At 58.1% G+C, this 12,670-nt stretch carries 13 protein-coding genes and 1 other annotated feature; of the genes, 11 read left to right on the forward strand and 2 right to left on the reverse strand.

Translation table 11 applies throughout. The annotated features are described in order from the left end of the window. Positions 1 to 2: 2 nt before the first annotated feature. From ACJ8PL_RS06845 to ACJ8PL_RS06860, 4 genes are all read left to right on the forward strand, one after another. A complete protein-coding gene (locus ACJ8PL_RS06845; protein WP_004931432.1) occupies positions 3 to 1,784 on the forward strand; it encodes a GMC family oxidoreductase in 1,782 nt (593 codons plus the stop codon). A gap of 12 nt (positions 1,785 to 1,796) precedes the next feature. Continuing rightward, entirely contained in the window at positions 1,797 to 3,134 is a 1,338-nt protein-coding gene (locus ACJ8PL_RS06850) for a c-type cytochrome (RefSeq protein WP_004931431.1), read from the forward strand. A gap of 257 nt (positions 3,135 to 3,391) precedes the next feature. Then, positions 3,392 to 4,675: a serine/threonine protein kinase gene (locus ACJ8PL_RS06855; protein ID WP_033640513.1), complete on the forward strand. Its 1,284-nt coding sequence runs from the start codon at positions 3,392 to 3,394 to the stop codon at positions 4,673 to 4,675. A 149-nt stretch (positions 4,676 to 4,824) separates the two neighbouring features. Then, positions 4,825 to 5,958: an ABC transporter substrate-binding protein gene (locus tag ACJ8PL_RS06860; RefSeq protein ID WP_028128169.1), complete on the forward strand. Its 1,134-nt coding sequence runs from the start codon at positions 4,825 to 4,827 to the stop codon at positions 5,956 to 5,958. A 37-nt stretch (positions 5,959 to 5,995) separates the two neighbouring features. On the opposite strand, the gene ACJ8PL_RS06865 is transcribed toward ACJ8PL_RS06860, so the two are convergent. Then, on the reverse strand, positions 5,996 to 6,682 hold the full coding sequence (locus ACJ8PL_RS06865; protein WP_016927970.1) for a MarC family NAAT transporter: 687 nt from the start codon (positions 6,680 to 6,682) through the stop codon (positions 5,996 to 5,998). Positions 6,683 to 6,789: 107 nt separating this feature from the next. Next, positions 6,790 to 6,987 (reverse strand): hypothetical protein, encoded by a 198-nt coding sequence (locus ACJ8PL_RS06870; protein WP_050072186.1) that lies wholly within the window; start codon positions 6,985 to 6,987, stop codon positions 6,790 to 6,792. A gap of 246 nt (positions 6,988 to 7,233) precedes the next feature. Between ACJ8PL_RS06870 and ACJ8PL_RS06875 the strand changes: the two genes are divergently transcribed. The 7 genes from ACJ8PL_RS06875 to pheS all read left to right on the forward strand — a co-directional run bounded on the left by ACJ8PL_RS06875 (position 7,234) and on the right by pheS (position 12,661). Beyond that, complete coding sequence (locus ACJ8PL_RS06875; protein ID WP_049300234.1) at positions 7,234 to 7,857, forward strand: hypothetical protein; 624 nt, start codon at positions 7,234 to 7,236, stop codon at positions 7,855 to 7,857. Positions 7,858 to 8,075: 218 nt separating this feature from the next. Beyond that, complete coding sequence (thrS, locus tag ACJ8PL_RS06880; protein ID WP_025159696.1) at positions 8,076 to 10,004, forward strand: threonine--tRNA ligase; 1,929 nt, start codon at positions 8,076 to 8,078, stop codon at positions 10,002 to 10,004. 3 nt (positions 10,005 to 10,007) lie between these two features. Then, a complete protein-coding gene (infC, locus tag ACJ8PL_RS06885; RefSeq protein ID WP_048233542.1) occupies positions 10,008 to 10,559 on the forward strand; it encodes a translation initiation factor IF-3 in 552 nt (183 codons plus the stop codon). A gap of 98 nt (positions 10,560 to 10,657) precedes the next feature. Then, complete coding sequence (gene rpmI / locus ACJ8PL_RS06890) at positions 10,658 to 10,855, forward strand: 50S ribosomal protein L35 (RefSeq protein ID WP_004931418.1); 198 nt, start codon at positions 10,658 to 10,660, stop codon at positions 10,853 to 10,855. Between the two features lie 43 nt (positions 10,856 to 10,898). Continuing rightward, complete coding sequence (gene rplT, locus ACJ8PL_RS06895; protein WP_004931417.1) at positions 10,899 to 11,255, forward strand: 50S ribosomal protein L20; 357 nt, start codon at positions 10,899 to 10,901, stop codon at positions 11,253 to 11,255. Positions 11,256 to 11,368: 113 nt separating this feature from the next. Continuing rightward, positions 11,369 to 11,491 (forward strand) — a sequence feature (Phe leader region). Continuing rightward, on the forward strand, positions 11,373 to 11,417 hold the full coding sequence (pheM, locus tag ACJ8PL_RS06900) for a pheST operon leader peptide PheM (protein ID WP_121626058.1): 45 nt from the start codon (positions 11,373 to 11,375) through the stop codon (positions 11,415 to 11,417). Its footprint overlaps the feature before it by 45 nt. A 186-nt stretch (positions 11,492 to 11,677) precedes the next feature. Beyond that, positions 11,678 to 12,661, forward strand: a complete 984-nt coding sequence (gene pheS / locus ACJ8PL_RS06905; protein WP_004931416.1) for a phenylalanine--tRNA ligase subunit alpha — start codon at positions 11,678 to 11,680, stop codon at positions 12,659 to 12,661. Positions 12,662 to 12,670 lie beyond the last annotated feature (9 nt).

The following is a 12,670-nucleotide window of genomic DNA, read 5'->3' on the forward strand; positions in this document are numbered from 1 at the left end:
CCATGGCAACGGTAATGAAAAAAGTAGACGCGGTGATCGTCGGCTTCGGCTGGGTGGGCGCGATCATGGCCAAAGAGCTGACCGAGGCCGGCCTCAACGTGGTGGCGCTGGAGCGCGGCCCGATGCGCGACACCTATCCGGACGGTTCTTACCCGCAGGTGATCGACGAGCTGACCTATAACATTCGGCGCAAGCTGTTCCAGGATCTGTCGAAAAGCACCGTCACCATTCGCCATAACAGCAGCCAGACCGCGGTGCCTTACCGCCAGCTGGCGGCGTTCCTGCCGGGCACCGGCGTCGGCGGCGCCGGCCTGCACTGGTCGGGCGTGCATTTCCGCGTCGATCCGATCGAACTGCGCATGCGCAGCCATTATGAAGAGCGTTACGGCAAAAACTTCATTCCGAAGGACATGACCATCCAGGACTTCGGCGTGACTTACGACGAGCTGGAGCCGTTCTTCGACAAGGCGGAGAAAGTGTTCGGCACTTCCGGCACCGCCTGGACCATCAAAGGGCAGAAAGTGGCGCAGAAGGGCGGTAACCGCTTTGCGCCGGATCGCTCCGACGACTTCCCGCTGCCGGCGCAGAAAAATACCTACTCCGCCCAGCTGTTCGAGAAAGCGGCGCTGGAGGTGGGTTACCATCCCTACAACCTGCCGTCCGCCAACACCTCGGATTCTTACACCAATCCGTACGGCGCGCAGATGGGCCCGTGCAACTTCTGCGGTTTCTGCAGCGGCTACGCCTGCTACATGTATTCCAAGGCCTCGCCGAACGTCAACATCTTGCCGGCGCTGCGCATGGAGAAACGCTTCGAGCTGCGCACCAACGCCAACGTGCTGAAGGTCAACCTGACCGACGACAAATCCCGCGCCACCGGCGTGAACTACGTCGATGCGCAGGGCCGTGAGATTGAACAGCCGGCCGATCTGGTGATCCTGGGCGCGTTCCAGTTCCACAACGTGCACCTGATGCTGCTGTCCGGCATCGGCAAGCCTTACGATCCGGTGACCGGCGAAGGCGTGGTCGGGCGCAACTTCGCCTACCAGAACATGACCACCATCAAGGCGTTCTTTGATAAAGACGTGTTCACCAACCCGTTCATCGGCGCCGGCGGCAACGGCGTGGGCGTGGATGACTTCAACGCCGACAACTTCGATCACGCCAAAGAAGGCTTCGTCGGCGGTTCGCCGTTCTGGGTCAACCAGGCGGGCACCAAGCCGATCTCCGGCCTGCCGACCCCGCCGGGCACCCCGGCCTGGGGCAGCAAGTGGAAAGCGGCGGTGGCGGATGCCTATACCCATCACGTCTCAATGGACGCCCACGGCGCGCACCAGTCGTACCGCAACAACTATCTGGATCTCGATCCCAACTACAAGAACGTGTTCGGCCAGCCGCTGCTGCGCATGACGTTCGACTGGCAGGAAAACGACATCAAGATGGCGCAGTTCATGTACGACAAGATGGCGCCGATCGCCAAGGCGATGAACCCGAAACTGATCGCTGGCAGCCCGAAAAACGCCAACAGCCACTTCGACACCACCAGCTACCAGACTACCCACATGAACGGCGGTGCGGTGATGGGGGAAGATCCGAAGACCAGCGCGGTCAACCGCTATTTGCAGAGCTGGGACGTGCACAACGTGTTCTCGATCGGCGCATCGGCCTTCCCGCAAGGGCTGGGCTACAACCCGACCGGCACCGTGGCGGCGCTGGCTTACTGGTCTGCCCGCGCCATTCGCGAGCAGTATCTGAAAAACCCAGGCCCATTGGTGCAGGCATAAGGACGGCGAACGATGAAAGCATTTGTACCGGCACTGGTTCTCAGTGCAGTGAGTTTTTCCGTTTGGGCGCAGGACGCCACCGTCAGCAGCGAGCTGATCAAGCGCGGCGAGTACCTGGCGCGCGCCGGTGACTGCGTGGCCTGCCATACTGATGGCAAGAACGGCAAAACCTTCGCCGGCGGCCTGGCGATGGAGACGCCGATCGGCACCATCTACTCGACCAACATCACGCCGGACAAGAAAACCGGCATCGGCGATTACAGCTTCGAGGATTTCGACAACGCGGTGCGTAAGGGCGTAGCCAAAAACGGCAGCACCCTGTACCCGGCGATGCCGTACCCGTCGTTCGCGCTGGTGAAAGAGGACGACATGCGCGCCATGTATGCCTATTTCATGCACGGCGTGCAGCCGGTGGAACAGGCCAACAAGGACTCCGACATCCCGTGGCCGCTGTCGATGCGCTGGCCGCTGAGCATCTGGCGCGGCATGTTTGCGCCGTCGCCGGCGGACTTCGTTGCCGACGCCAAGGCCGATCCGGTGATTGAACGCGGCCGCTACCTAGTGGAAGGCCTGGGCCACTGCGGCGCTTGCCATACCCCGCGCAGCATCACCATGCAGGAAAAAGCGTTGAGCAACAGCGAAAGCGACGACTACCTGTCCGGCAGCAACGCGCCGATCGACGGTTGGGTGGCTTCCAGCCTGCGCGGCGACCGCAAGGATGGCCTGGGCAGCTGGAGCGAAGCCGAGTTGACAGAGTTCCTGAAAACCGGCCGTAACGACAAAGCCATCGTGTTCGGCGGCATGAGCGACGTCGTGGAGCACAGCCTGCAATACCTGAGCGACGACGATCTGACCGCCATCGCGCGCTACCTGAAATCGCTGCCGCCGAAAGACGGCAAGCAGCAGGCGGCGCCGGTCGAAGACAGCGTGGCCAAGGATCTGTGGCGCGGCGACGACAGCAAGCCCGGCGCGGCGCTGTATGTCGATAACTGCGCGGCCTGCCACCGCACCGACGGCGTGGGCTACAAGCGCGCCTTCCCGTCGCTGAAGGGCAATCCGGTGGTGCAGACCGAGGACGCGACTTCGCTGATCCACATCGTGCTGACCGGCAACACTACGCCGGCGGTGCAGGGGGCGGTATCCAACATCACCATGCCGCCGTTTGGCTGGCGTCTGAACGATCAGCAGGTGGCGGACGTGGTGAACTTCATCCGCTCCAGCTGGGGCAACAGCGCCAAACCGGTGAGCGCTTCCGACGTGGCCGACGTGCGTAAAGACCGCTCGATGATCCGCGACGAGAAGGAGATGGGCAGCGCCGAGGTGCCGGACCATCCGGACGCGAAGAAATAAACCGCTTAAGGGCTCCGCAAGGGGCCCTTAGTTTTTACTGAGCTCGCCGTTTTTTTCAGCACAATGTGTTCGCAAATCGTTCATTCAGCCGATAAAACATAGACCCGCAGCGGATTTTTCATTATCCTTTGCCGTCCTTTCATCAGGCGTAAGTATGAAATATCGCTTTAATTCACTGATTATTATTAAAAAACTCGCGGAGAAGGATATCCCGTTAGGCGCAATCGTTGTCGCCGCAGATTAAGGTAGACTGTCTCATGAGTACGATTTCTCCCGATTCAGGCACGCTGACGGCCGCTCAGACTGCCAAATGGAACAAAACCGACACCGTCTGGATGTTCGGTCTCTATGCGACTGCGGTGGGCGCCGGTACGCTGTTCTTGCCGATCAACGCCGGCCTGAACGGCCCGCTGGTGCTGCTGTTGATGGCGCTGTTCGCTTTCCCGCTGACCTATTTGCCGCACCGCGCGCTCAGTCGCTTCGTGCTTTCAGGCTCCAGCCGCGATGGCAACATTCACGATGTGGTGGTGGAACACTTCGGCGTGCTGGCCGGCAAAATCATCATGATGCTGTATCTGATGGCGTTCTTCCCGATCGTGCTGGTGTACAGCATTTCGATCACCAACGCGCTGGACAGCTTCCTGATCCATCAGTTCCACGTGGCCCCGCTGCCGCGCATCTGGCTGAGCCTGGCGGTGGTGGTTGTGCTCAATCTGGTGCTGCTGCGCGGCAAAGACAGCATCGTGGCGGCGATGGGCATGCTGGTGTTCCCACTGCTGGTGTTCCTGATGGGCATTTCGCTCTATCTGATGCCGAGCTGGAATACCGCCAACTTCGTGCACGGCCTGGCCGCCACCCGCTTCGACACGCCGGGGCTGTGGCATTCGCTGTGGCTGGCCGTGCCGGTGATGGTGTTCTCCTTCAGCCATGCGCCGATCATCTCTTCCTTCGCCTCGACCCAGAAGAGCCTGTACGGCGACAAGGCGGAACGCCGCTGCGCGCGCATCATGCGCTATAGCTATGTGCTGATCTGCGTTACCGTGCTGTTCTTCGTGTTCAGCTGCGTGCTGAGCCTGTCTCATGAAGACATGCTGCAGGCGAAAGAGCAGAACATCACGGTGCTGACCACGTTGGCCAACAAGTTCTCCAACCCGCTGATCGCCTACCTTGGCCCGGTGATGGCGATGCTGGCGATGGCCAAGTCCTATCTCGGCACGTCGCTGGGAGTGACGGAAGGTGCGACCAGCCTGATCGACGGTGTCACGCGCGCGGTCGGCAAGCCGCTCACCTCGCGCATGACGCACCGCATCTCGGCGGCGTCGCTGTTCCTGCTCACCTGGGCGGCGACGGTGTGGAACCCCAGCGCGCTGCACATCATCGAAACCATCAGCGGCCCGCTGATTGCAGCGATCCTGTTTATCCTGCCGATGTACGCCGTGCGTGCGGTGCCGGCCATGCGCCAGTACCGCGCGGCGAGCAACGTTTTCGTGCTGGTGATGGGCCTGATTGCGCTGTCGGCGCTGATCTACGGCCTTATGTGATCCCCTGGGCGCGCCGCTTCCGGCGCGCCTCTTATCCTTCCTTACACATCCCTTTGCAATTAATCGCCGACATGCCGGGCGTTATCTTTGATAATGCAAGCCATTCTCATTAGTATTTCCTGAATGTATTCATGACCAAGGAGTTTTTCGTGCACCGTCGAATCACTTTGCCGGCGCTGGTTTGCGCCGCCTTGCTCGCCTCTCCGGCGATGGCCACTACCTATCCGTTGACCCTGACCGACACCTCCGGCCAGACGGTCACCCTCCAGCAGGAGCCGAAACGCATCGTGGTGCAGGACGGGCGCGACATTCTCACGCTGGCGCTGCTCGATCGCGCCAACCCGTTCGGCCGGCTGGTGGCCTGGAATAACCTGCTGAAGAAAAGCGACGCGGCGACCTGGGATATCTTGCAGAGCAAATGGCCGGCGGCGAAAAACATCATCGACATGGGATTCAGCGATAAAGGCGAAGTGAATCTGGAGAGCGTGATCGCCAAACGCCCCGATCTGATGATCGCCCAGCTGCGCTCCAAGCCTTCGCTGAGCCAAACCGGCGTGCTGGATAAGCTGAAGGCGCTGAACGTGCCGGTGTTGTTTATCGATACCATGCTCAAGCCGGTGGAAAACACGCCGAAAAGCGTGACGCTGTTGGGGGAAACCCTCAACCGCGAAAGCGAAGCCAAGCAATATACCGATTTTTATCAGCAGCATTATCAGGCCATTCTGGCCAAAACGCAGGCGGTGGAGCCCAAACCGTTGGTGTTCTTCGAAGCCAAGGCCGGTCTGAATGGTCTGGAATCCTGCTGCTTCACCCATGCGCACGTCGGCTGGGGCGCGTTGGTCGAGGCGGTCGGCGCGCGCAACATCGGCTCTGCGCTGTTGCCGGGCGCGACCGGCGACGTGGCGCTGGAAAAAGTGATCGCCATGAAACCGGATGCCTACATCGTTTCCGGCTCACAGTGGGCCAGCAAGACCAATGCCGCGGTGCCGTTCGGCTATGGCGTGACGCAGCAACAGGTGGATGAGGCCTTCAACCGCATGAAACAGCGCCCGGGGTTCTCACAGGTGTCGGCGGTGAAGGAAGGGCGGTTCTACGGCATCTACCATAACTTCTACAACCACCCGTACAACATCGTGGGGCTGGAGTATCTGGCGAAGTTTATCTATCCGGCGCAGTTCCCGGATCTGGATCCGGCCAAGACCTACAGCGAGATCCTCAGTCGCTTTACCGAAGTGCCGGAAGGCAAGGGCATTTTGGGCGCGCAGGCGCCGGCGGGGAAATAACGGCAACGGGCGCGACGAACGCGCCCGTTTTGTATGATCAGGCGGCCGGCGTATAGGTGGAGATGATCTCCAGCACGCCGTTGATAATGAACTGTACGCCCATGCACACCAGCAGGAACCCCATCAGGCGCGAGATCGCCTCGATGCCGCTTTTCCCCACCAACCGCATGATGGCGCCGGAACTGAGCAGGCAGGCCCACAGGATCACCGCGACCGTCAGGAAGATGGCGACCGGCGCCACGGCCAACACCCAGGGTTCAAAACCCAGCGAGTTCGCTTTGACGCTCGACGCCGAGCTGATGATCATCGCGATGGTGCCCGGCCCGGCGGTGCTCGGCATGGCCAACGGCACGAAGGCGATGTTGGCCGATGTCTTGTGGCGCAGTTCGTGCGACTTGCTCTCCACCTCCGGCGCGTCTTCGGGGCTCTGCTGCGGGAACAGCATGCGAAAACCGATGAAGGCGACGATCAGGCCGCCGGCGATGCGCAGGCCGGGGATCGAAATGCCGAAGGTGTTCATCACCACCTGCCCGGCGTAAAACGCCACCGTCATGATGCAGAACACATAAACTGAGGCCATCAGCGACTGCTGATTGCGCTCTTCGCGCGTCATATTGCCGGACAAGCCGAGCAGCAACGCCACCGTGGTCAGCGGGTTGGCCAGCGGCAACAGCAGCACCAAACCCAGTCCGATGGCCTGGAATAACTGCAAAATACCCGTCATAAAGTAGACTCCCTGTGCAACGTTCAGGCCGCCAAGCGGCGGCCCATGAGCTAAACAGCCTAGCCTGCCGCGCGCCTGGCGGCAATGGGGATAGCTCGTAACGTTAATTAACCGTCGGCCGGCGTTTCATCATTGCCGTTGCACTCGCCGGCGAGCTCAGGTTCATCCTCACATCCCAACGGCGCTTCGTTGACCGCAATCGCCCGCGGCGCCGAACGCACGCCAAAATGCATCAGCCCATGCAGCATTGCCAATACCGCGCATGCCACGACGAGGACCGCAAGTAACCGGTTCATGTTCTGCATAAGTCTCGATTGGAACGGACAGCTTTCAGGATAGCGGCTGGCGGCAGAGCGCGCCACGCGAGGCGGCGGCATCACCGACAACGGCGACAAAATGACCTGCGCTCAGAAAAAATGCGCAGTTTTTGTGTTTTATGGCCTTTTTCGCCGCAGTTGACCGGTAAAGGCCGACGTTGCGCACCAATTGCTACACCCCACAGGCTCAGCTGCCTACCATAGGCGCGCTTTAAAACGATAACGAGATTGATTATGCAAGACGAACTGAAACTTTTACTGGGGAAAATCAGCGCATTCGCGCTTTCCGCCGCCTTCATGGCGGCATTGGTCGGCCTGGTGTTTATCGATGTGCACTGGTTGCATAACTTCGTGCATGAAACCTCGCTGACCGAAGCGGCGCAGGAACTGTTGCTGCTCGCCATCTCCGGCGGTTTTTTCGCCGCGGCCCGGCGGCAGGTGGAACGCCGCTCCGCCTGGATGCTGGTCGGCGGTTTCTTTCTCTGCATGCTGATCCGCGAGATGGACTTCGCTTTCGATGCGTTGTGGCACGGCGCCTGGGTGTGGTTCGCGCTGGCGGTCGCCTTGGCCTGCCTGTGGCATGCGGCACGGCATATTGCGGCTACGGTGCGCGGCCTGGCCTATTTCGCGACGCATCCCGGTTACGGCATGATGTGCGCCGGCCTGCTGTGCATTCTGGTGTTTTCACGCCTGTTCGGCATGAGCGCGCTGTGGCAAACGCTGATGCTGGACGGCTACAACCGGGTGGTGAAAAACATGGTGGAAGAGGGCTGCGAACTGCTGGGCTATGGCCTGTGCCTGTTGGCCACTCTCAGCTACATGAGAGGCGTTTTTGCGCCGGATGAAGCGAAAGTGTGAGGGCGGCGGCGCTTTATTTATCCGGAACAATTTTAGTGATACTATTCGCTTAGCCGAATGCGGCTGAGAAGGTATGCGTTCCATTCTGTATACCCAGTGAGGTTTCAATCTGGCAATTGTGGGCGAGATCTGAAACCTGGCTGACCAAACCCAAAACCCAATTTTCGTACTGCATGTGATCTGTCGTGTGGGTCACCACTGTAGATAAGGAATTATTAATGCCTGTTATTACTCTTCCTGACGGTAGTCAGCGTCATTTCGACCACCCCGTTTCCCCGATGGATGTCGCGCGCGATATCGGCCCTGGCCTGGCGAAAGCCTGTATCGCCGGCCGCGTCAACGGCGAACTGGTTGATGCCGGCGATCTGATCGAATCGGATGCGCAGCTGGCCATCATCACCATCAAAGACGAAGACGGTCTGGAAATCATGCGCCACTCCTGCGCGCACCTGCTGGGTCATGCGATCAAGCAGCTGTGGCCGGATACCAAAATGGCGATCGGTCCGGTGATCGACAACGGTTTCTATTATGACGTGGATATCGACCGCACCCTGACGCAGGAAGACCTGGATCTGCTGGAAAAGCGGATGCATGAGTTGGCCGATAAGGATTACGACGTCATCAAGAAGAAGGTCAGCTGGCAAGAAGCCCGCGACACCTTCGCCGAGCGCGGCGAAATCTACAAAGTGGCGATCCTGGATGAGAACATCAGCCATGACGATCGTCCTGGCCTGTATCACCACGAAGAATACGTCGACATGTGCCGCGGTCCGCACGTGCCGAACATGCGTTTCTGCCACCATTTCAAGCTGCAGAAAACCTCCGGCGCTTACTGGCGCGGCGACAGCAAAAACAAAATGCTGCAGCGTATCTACGGTACCGCCTGGGCAGACAAGAAGCAGCTGAACGCCTACCTGCAACGTCTGGAAGAAGCGGCCAAGCGCGATCACCGCAAGATCGGCAAACAGCTCGACCTGTATCACATGCAGGAAGAAGCGCCGGGCATGGTGTTCTGGCACAACGACGGTTGGACTATCTTCCGCGAGCTGGAAGCCTTCGTGCGCATGAAGCTCAAAGAGTACCAGTACCAGGAAGTGAAAGGTCCGTTCATGATGGACCGTGTGCTGTGGGAAAAAACCGGCCACTGGGAAAACTACAAGGACGCCATGTTCACCACCGCGTCGGAAAACCGCGAATACTGCATCAAGCCGATGAACTGCCCGGGCCACGTGCAGATCTTCAACCAGGGCCTGAAGTCGTACCGCGATTTGCCGCTGCGCATGGGCGAATTCGGCAGCTGCCACCGCAACGAGCCGTCGGGTTCCCTGCACGGCCTGATGCGCGTGCGCGGCTTCACACAGGATGACGCCCACATCTTCTGTACCGAAGAGCAGGTGCGCGCCGAAGTGAACGAATGCATCCGCATGGTGTATGACGTGTACGGCACTTTCGGTTTCGACAAGATCGCCGTCAAGCTGTCGACTCGCCCGGAAAAACGCATCGGCACCGACGACATGTGGACCCGGGCGGAAGAAGACCTGGCCGCCGCGCTGACCGAGAACGGCATTCCGTTCGAATACCAGCCGGGCGAGGGCGCTTTCTACGGACCGAAAATTGAATTTACCCTGCATGATTGTTTGGATCGCGCATGGCAATGTGGTACCGTGCAGCTCGATTTCTTCTTGCCGGGCCGTTTGGGCGCATCGTACGTTGGCGAAAACAACGATCGCGTCGTGCCGGTAATGATTCACCGCGCCATTTTGGGCTCCATGGAACGCTTCATCGGTATCCTGACCGAAGAATACGCCGGGTTCTACCCGACCTGGATCGCTCCGGTGCAGGTGGTGGTGATGAATATCACCGACAGCCAGTCTGATTATGTCCAGCAATTGACCAAAAAACTGCAGGATGCAGGCATTCGCGTGAAAGCGGACTTGAGAAATGAGAAGATTGGCTTTAAAATTCGCGAACATACTTTACGTCGAGTCCCTTACATGTTGGTGTGCGGCGACAAAGAGGTCGAAGCAGGCAAAGTTGCCGTTCGTACCCGCCGTGGCAAAGACCTGGGAAGCCTGGACGTAAACGAAGTCGTAGACAAGCTGCTGAAAGAGATTCGCAGCCGTAGTCTTCATCAACTGGAGGAATAAAGTATTAAAGGCGGAAAACGAGTTCAACCGGCGCGTCCTAATCGCATTAACAGAGAAATTCGCGCGCAAGAAGTTCGCCTAACCGGCGTCGATGGCGAGCAGATTGGTATTGTCAGTCTGAATGAAGCTCTTGAAAAAGCTGAGGAAGCGGGCGTTGATTTAGTAGAAATCAGCCCAAATGCCGAACCGCCAGTTTGCCGAATCATGGATTACGGCAAATTCCTCTACGAGAAGAGCAAGTCGACGAAAGAACAGAAGAAGAAGCAAAAAGTTATTCAGGTCAAGGAAATCAAATTCCGTCCTGGCACCGATGATGGCGACTATCAGGTCAAACTACGCAACCTGATTCGCTTTCTGGAAGATGGCGATAAAGCCAAAATCACCCTGCGTTTCCGCGGGCGTGAGATGGCGCACCAGCAGATCGGTATGGAAGTGCTTAACCGCGTCCGTAAAGACCTGTGTGAAGATATGGATCTGGCAGTGGTCGAATCCTTCCCTACGAAGATCGAAGGCCGCCAGATGATTATGGTGCTCGCTCCTAAGAAGAAACAGTAAGGCTTACAAGTAATGGAACCCGCGCGGCGCTTGCGCTGTGTGGGTTTTATTCGCCCAACTGATTCGTTGTTTAACAATGCGAAGTGGATTTAATTAAAATGCCAAAGATTAAAACTGTACGTGGTGCAGCCAAGCGCTTCAAAAAAACCGGCAGCGGTGGTTTTAAGCGTAAACATGCCAACCTGCGTCATATTCTGACCAAAAAAGCAACCAAGCGTAAACGTCACCTGCGTCCGAAAGGCATGGTGTCTAAAAACGATCTGGTCCTGGTTACCGCGTGCCTGCCGTACGCATAAGCCATTTTTTTTGAATTTAGAATAAGACTTTAGGAGAGAGCATATGGCTCGCGTAAAACGTGGTGTAATTGCACGCGCACGTCACAAGAAAATCATGAAGCAGGCGAAAGGTTACTACGGTGCCCGTTCGCGCGTATATCGTGTTGCCTTCCAGGCAGTAATCAAAGCAGGTCAGTACGCTTACCGTGACCGTCGTCAACGTAAGCGTCAGTTCCGTCAGCTGTGGATTGCACGTATCAACGCAGCTGCTCGTCAGAACGGTCTGTCTTACAGCAAGTTCATCAACGGCTTGAAAAAAGCGTCGATCGAAATTGACCGTAAGATCCTGGCTGACATCGCAGTCTTCGACAAAGTGGCCTTCGGCGCACTGGTTGAGAAAGCGAAAGCAGCTCTGGCGTAAGTCAGTTGAAGAGGGAGCTTGCTCCCTCTTTTAATCTTTGTTTTCAGCGACAAATATTGACTTTTATTGCCCGCCGCTATATCACTGGTGGACAATCATCGACAAGGTACCGCAATCATGCACGCAGCTATTTTTCGTTTCTTTTTTTACTTTAGCGCCTGATTTCAGGAGGCTTCGCGCGTAAGAAAAGAAACGAAAAGTAGCGCCTAAGCCTCCCTCGTGGAGGCTTTTTTGTTTTTGGCCATCGCCTCGCCTTGCACACTGCTGCGGCGAGGGGGCAGACACTTAGCCGGCCCTGTGCCGCGCAGGTGAGTCGCCTGGTCGACAACGCATTGAAAAGTCTTTGAAGATTGCTCAAAGGCGTGTTCGAATAATAGATAACAATTACTTAGGGCCATCCCGGCCAGAGGAAGAGGAAAGCAATGCCACATCTCGCAGAGCTGGTTGCCAATGCCAAGGCAGCCGTAGAAGATGCCCAGGATGTTGCCGCGTTAGATTTGGTGCGCGTCGAATATTTTGGCAAGAAAGGTCATTTCACCTTGCAGATGCAGTCTCTGCGTGACGTACCGGCGGAAGACCGTCCGGCGGCCGGCGCGGTGATCAACCAGGCCAAGCAAGAAGTGCAGGACGCCCTGAACGCGCGTAAGAACGCGCTGGAAAGCGCCGCGCTGAACGCGCGCCTGGCGGCTGAAACCATCGACGTCTCCCTGCCAGGCCGTCGCATGGAGAACGGCGGTTTGCATCCGGTGACCCGCACCATCGACCGTATCGAAACCTTCTTCGGCGAGTTGGGCTTTTCCGTTGCCACCGGCCCGGAGATTGAAGACGATTACCATAACTTCGACGCGCTGAACATTCCAGGGCATCACCCGGCGCGCGCCGACCACGATACCTTCTGGTTTGACGCCACGCGCCTGCTGCGCACCCAGACTTCCGGCGTGCAGATCCGCACCATGAAGAACCAACAGCCGCCGATCCGCATCATTGCGCCGGGCCGCGTTTACCGTAACGACTACGATCAGACTCACACCCCGATGTTCCACCAGATGGAAGGGCTGATCGTCGATAAAGACATCAGCTTCACCAACCTGAAGGGTACGCTGCACGATTTCCTGAACAACTTCTTTGAAGAAGACCTGCAGGTTCGTTTCCGTCCGTCCTACTTCCCGTTCACCGAGCCGTCCGCTGAAGTGGACGTGATGGGCAAGAACGGCAAGTGGCTGGAAGTGCTGGGCTGCGGCATGGTGCATCCAAACGTGCTGCGCAACGTGGGCATCGATCCGGAAGTCTACTCCGGCTTCGCCTTCGGCATGGGCATGGAGCGCCTGACGATGCTGCGTTACGGCGTCACCGATCTGCGCGCATTCTTCGAAAACGATCTGCGTTTCCTCAAACAGTTTAAGTAAGGCGGGAAT

The sequence above is a fragment of the Serratia sp. CY83965 genome (assembly GCF_052166375.1).
In the GTDB taxonomy this organism is placed as follows: Bacteria; Pseudomonadota; Gammaproteobacteria; order Enterobacterales; family Enterobacteriaceae; genus Serratia; species Serratia marcescens.

Excerpts from the sequence above, each read along its gene's own strand:
- ACJ8PL_RS06845 (WP_004931432.1), top strand. The coding sequence starts at position 3 with ATGGCAACGGTAATGAAAAAAGTAGACGCGGTGATCGTCGGCTTCGGC.
- ACJ8PL_RS06850 (WP_004931431.1), top strand. The coding sequence starts at position 1,797 with ATGAAAGCATTTGTACCGGCACTGGTTCTCAGTGCAGTGAGTTTTTCC.
- ACJ8PL_RS06855 (WP_033640513.1), top strand. The coding sequence starts at position 3,392 with ATGAGTACGATTTCTCCCGATTCAGGCACGCTGACGGCCGCTCAGACT.
- ACJ8PL_RS06865 (WP_016927970.1), bottom strand. The coding sequence starts at position 6,682 with ATGACGGGTATTTTGCAGTTATTCCAGGCCATCGGACTGGGTTTGGTG.
- ACJ8PL_RS06870 (WP_050072186.1), bottom strand. The coding sequence starts at position 6,987 with ATGCAGAACATGAACCGGTTACTTGCGGTCCTCGTCGTGGCATGCGCG.
- ACJ8PL_RS06875 (WP_049300234.1), top strand. The coding sequence starts at position 7,234 with ATGCAAGACGAACTGAAACTTTTACTGGGGAAAATCAGCGCATTCGCG.
- thrS (WP_025159696.1), top strand. The coding sequence starts at position 8,076 with ATGCCTGTTATTACTCTTCCTGACGGTAGTCAGCGTCATTTCGACCAC.
- rpmI (WP_004931418.1), top strand. The coding sequence starts at position 10,658 with ATGCCAAAGATTAAAACTGTACGTGGTGCAGCCAAGCGCTTCAAAAAA.
- rplT (WP_004931417.1), top strand. The coding sequence starts at position 10,899 with ATGGCTCGCGTAAAACGTGGTGTAATTGCACGCGCACGTCACAAGAAA.
- pheS (WP_004931416.1), top strand. The coding sequence starts at position 11,678 with ATGCCACATCTCGCAGAGCTGGTTGCCAATGCCAAGGCAGCCGTAGAA.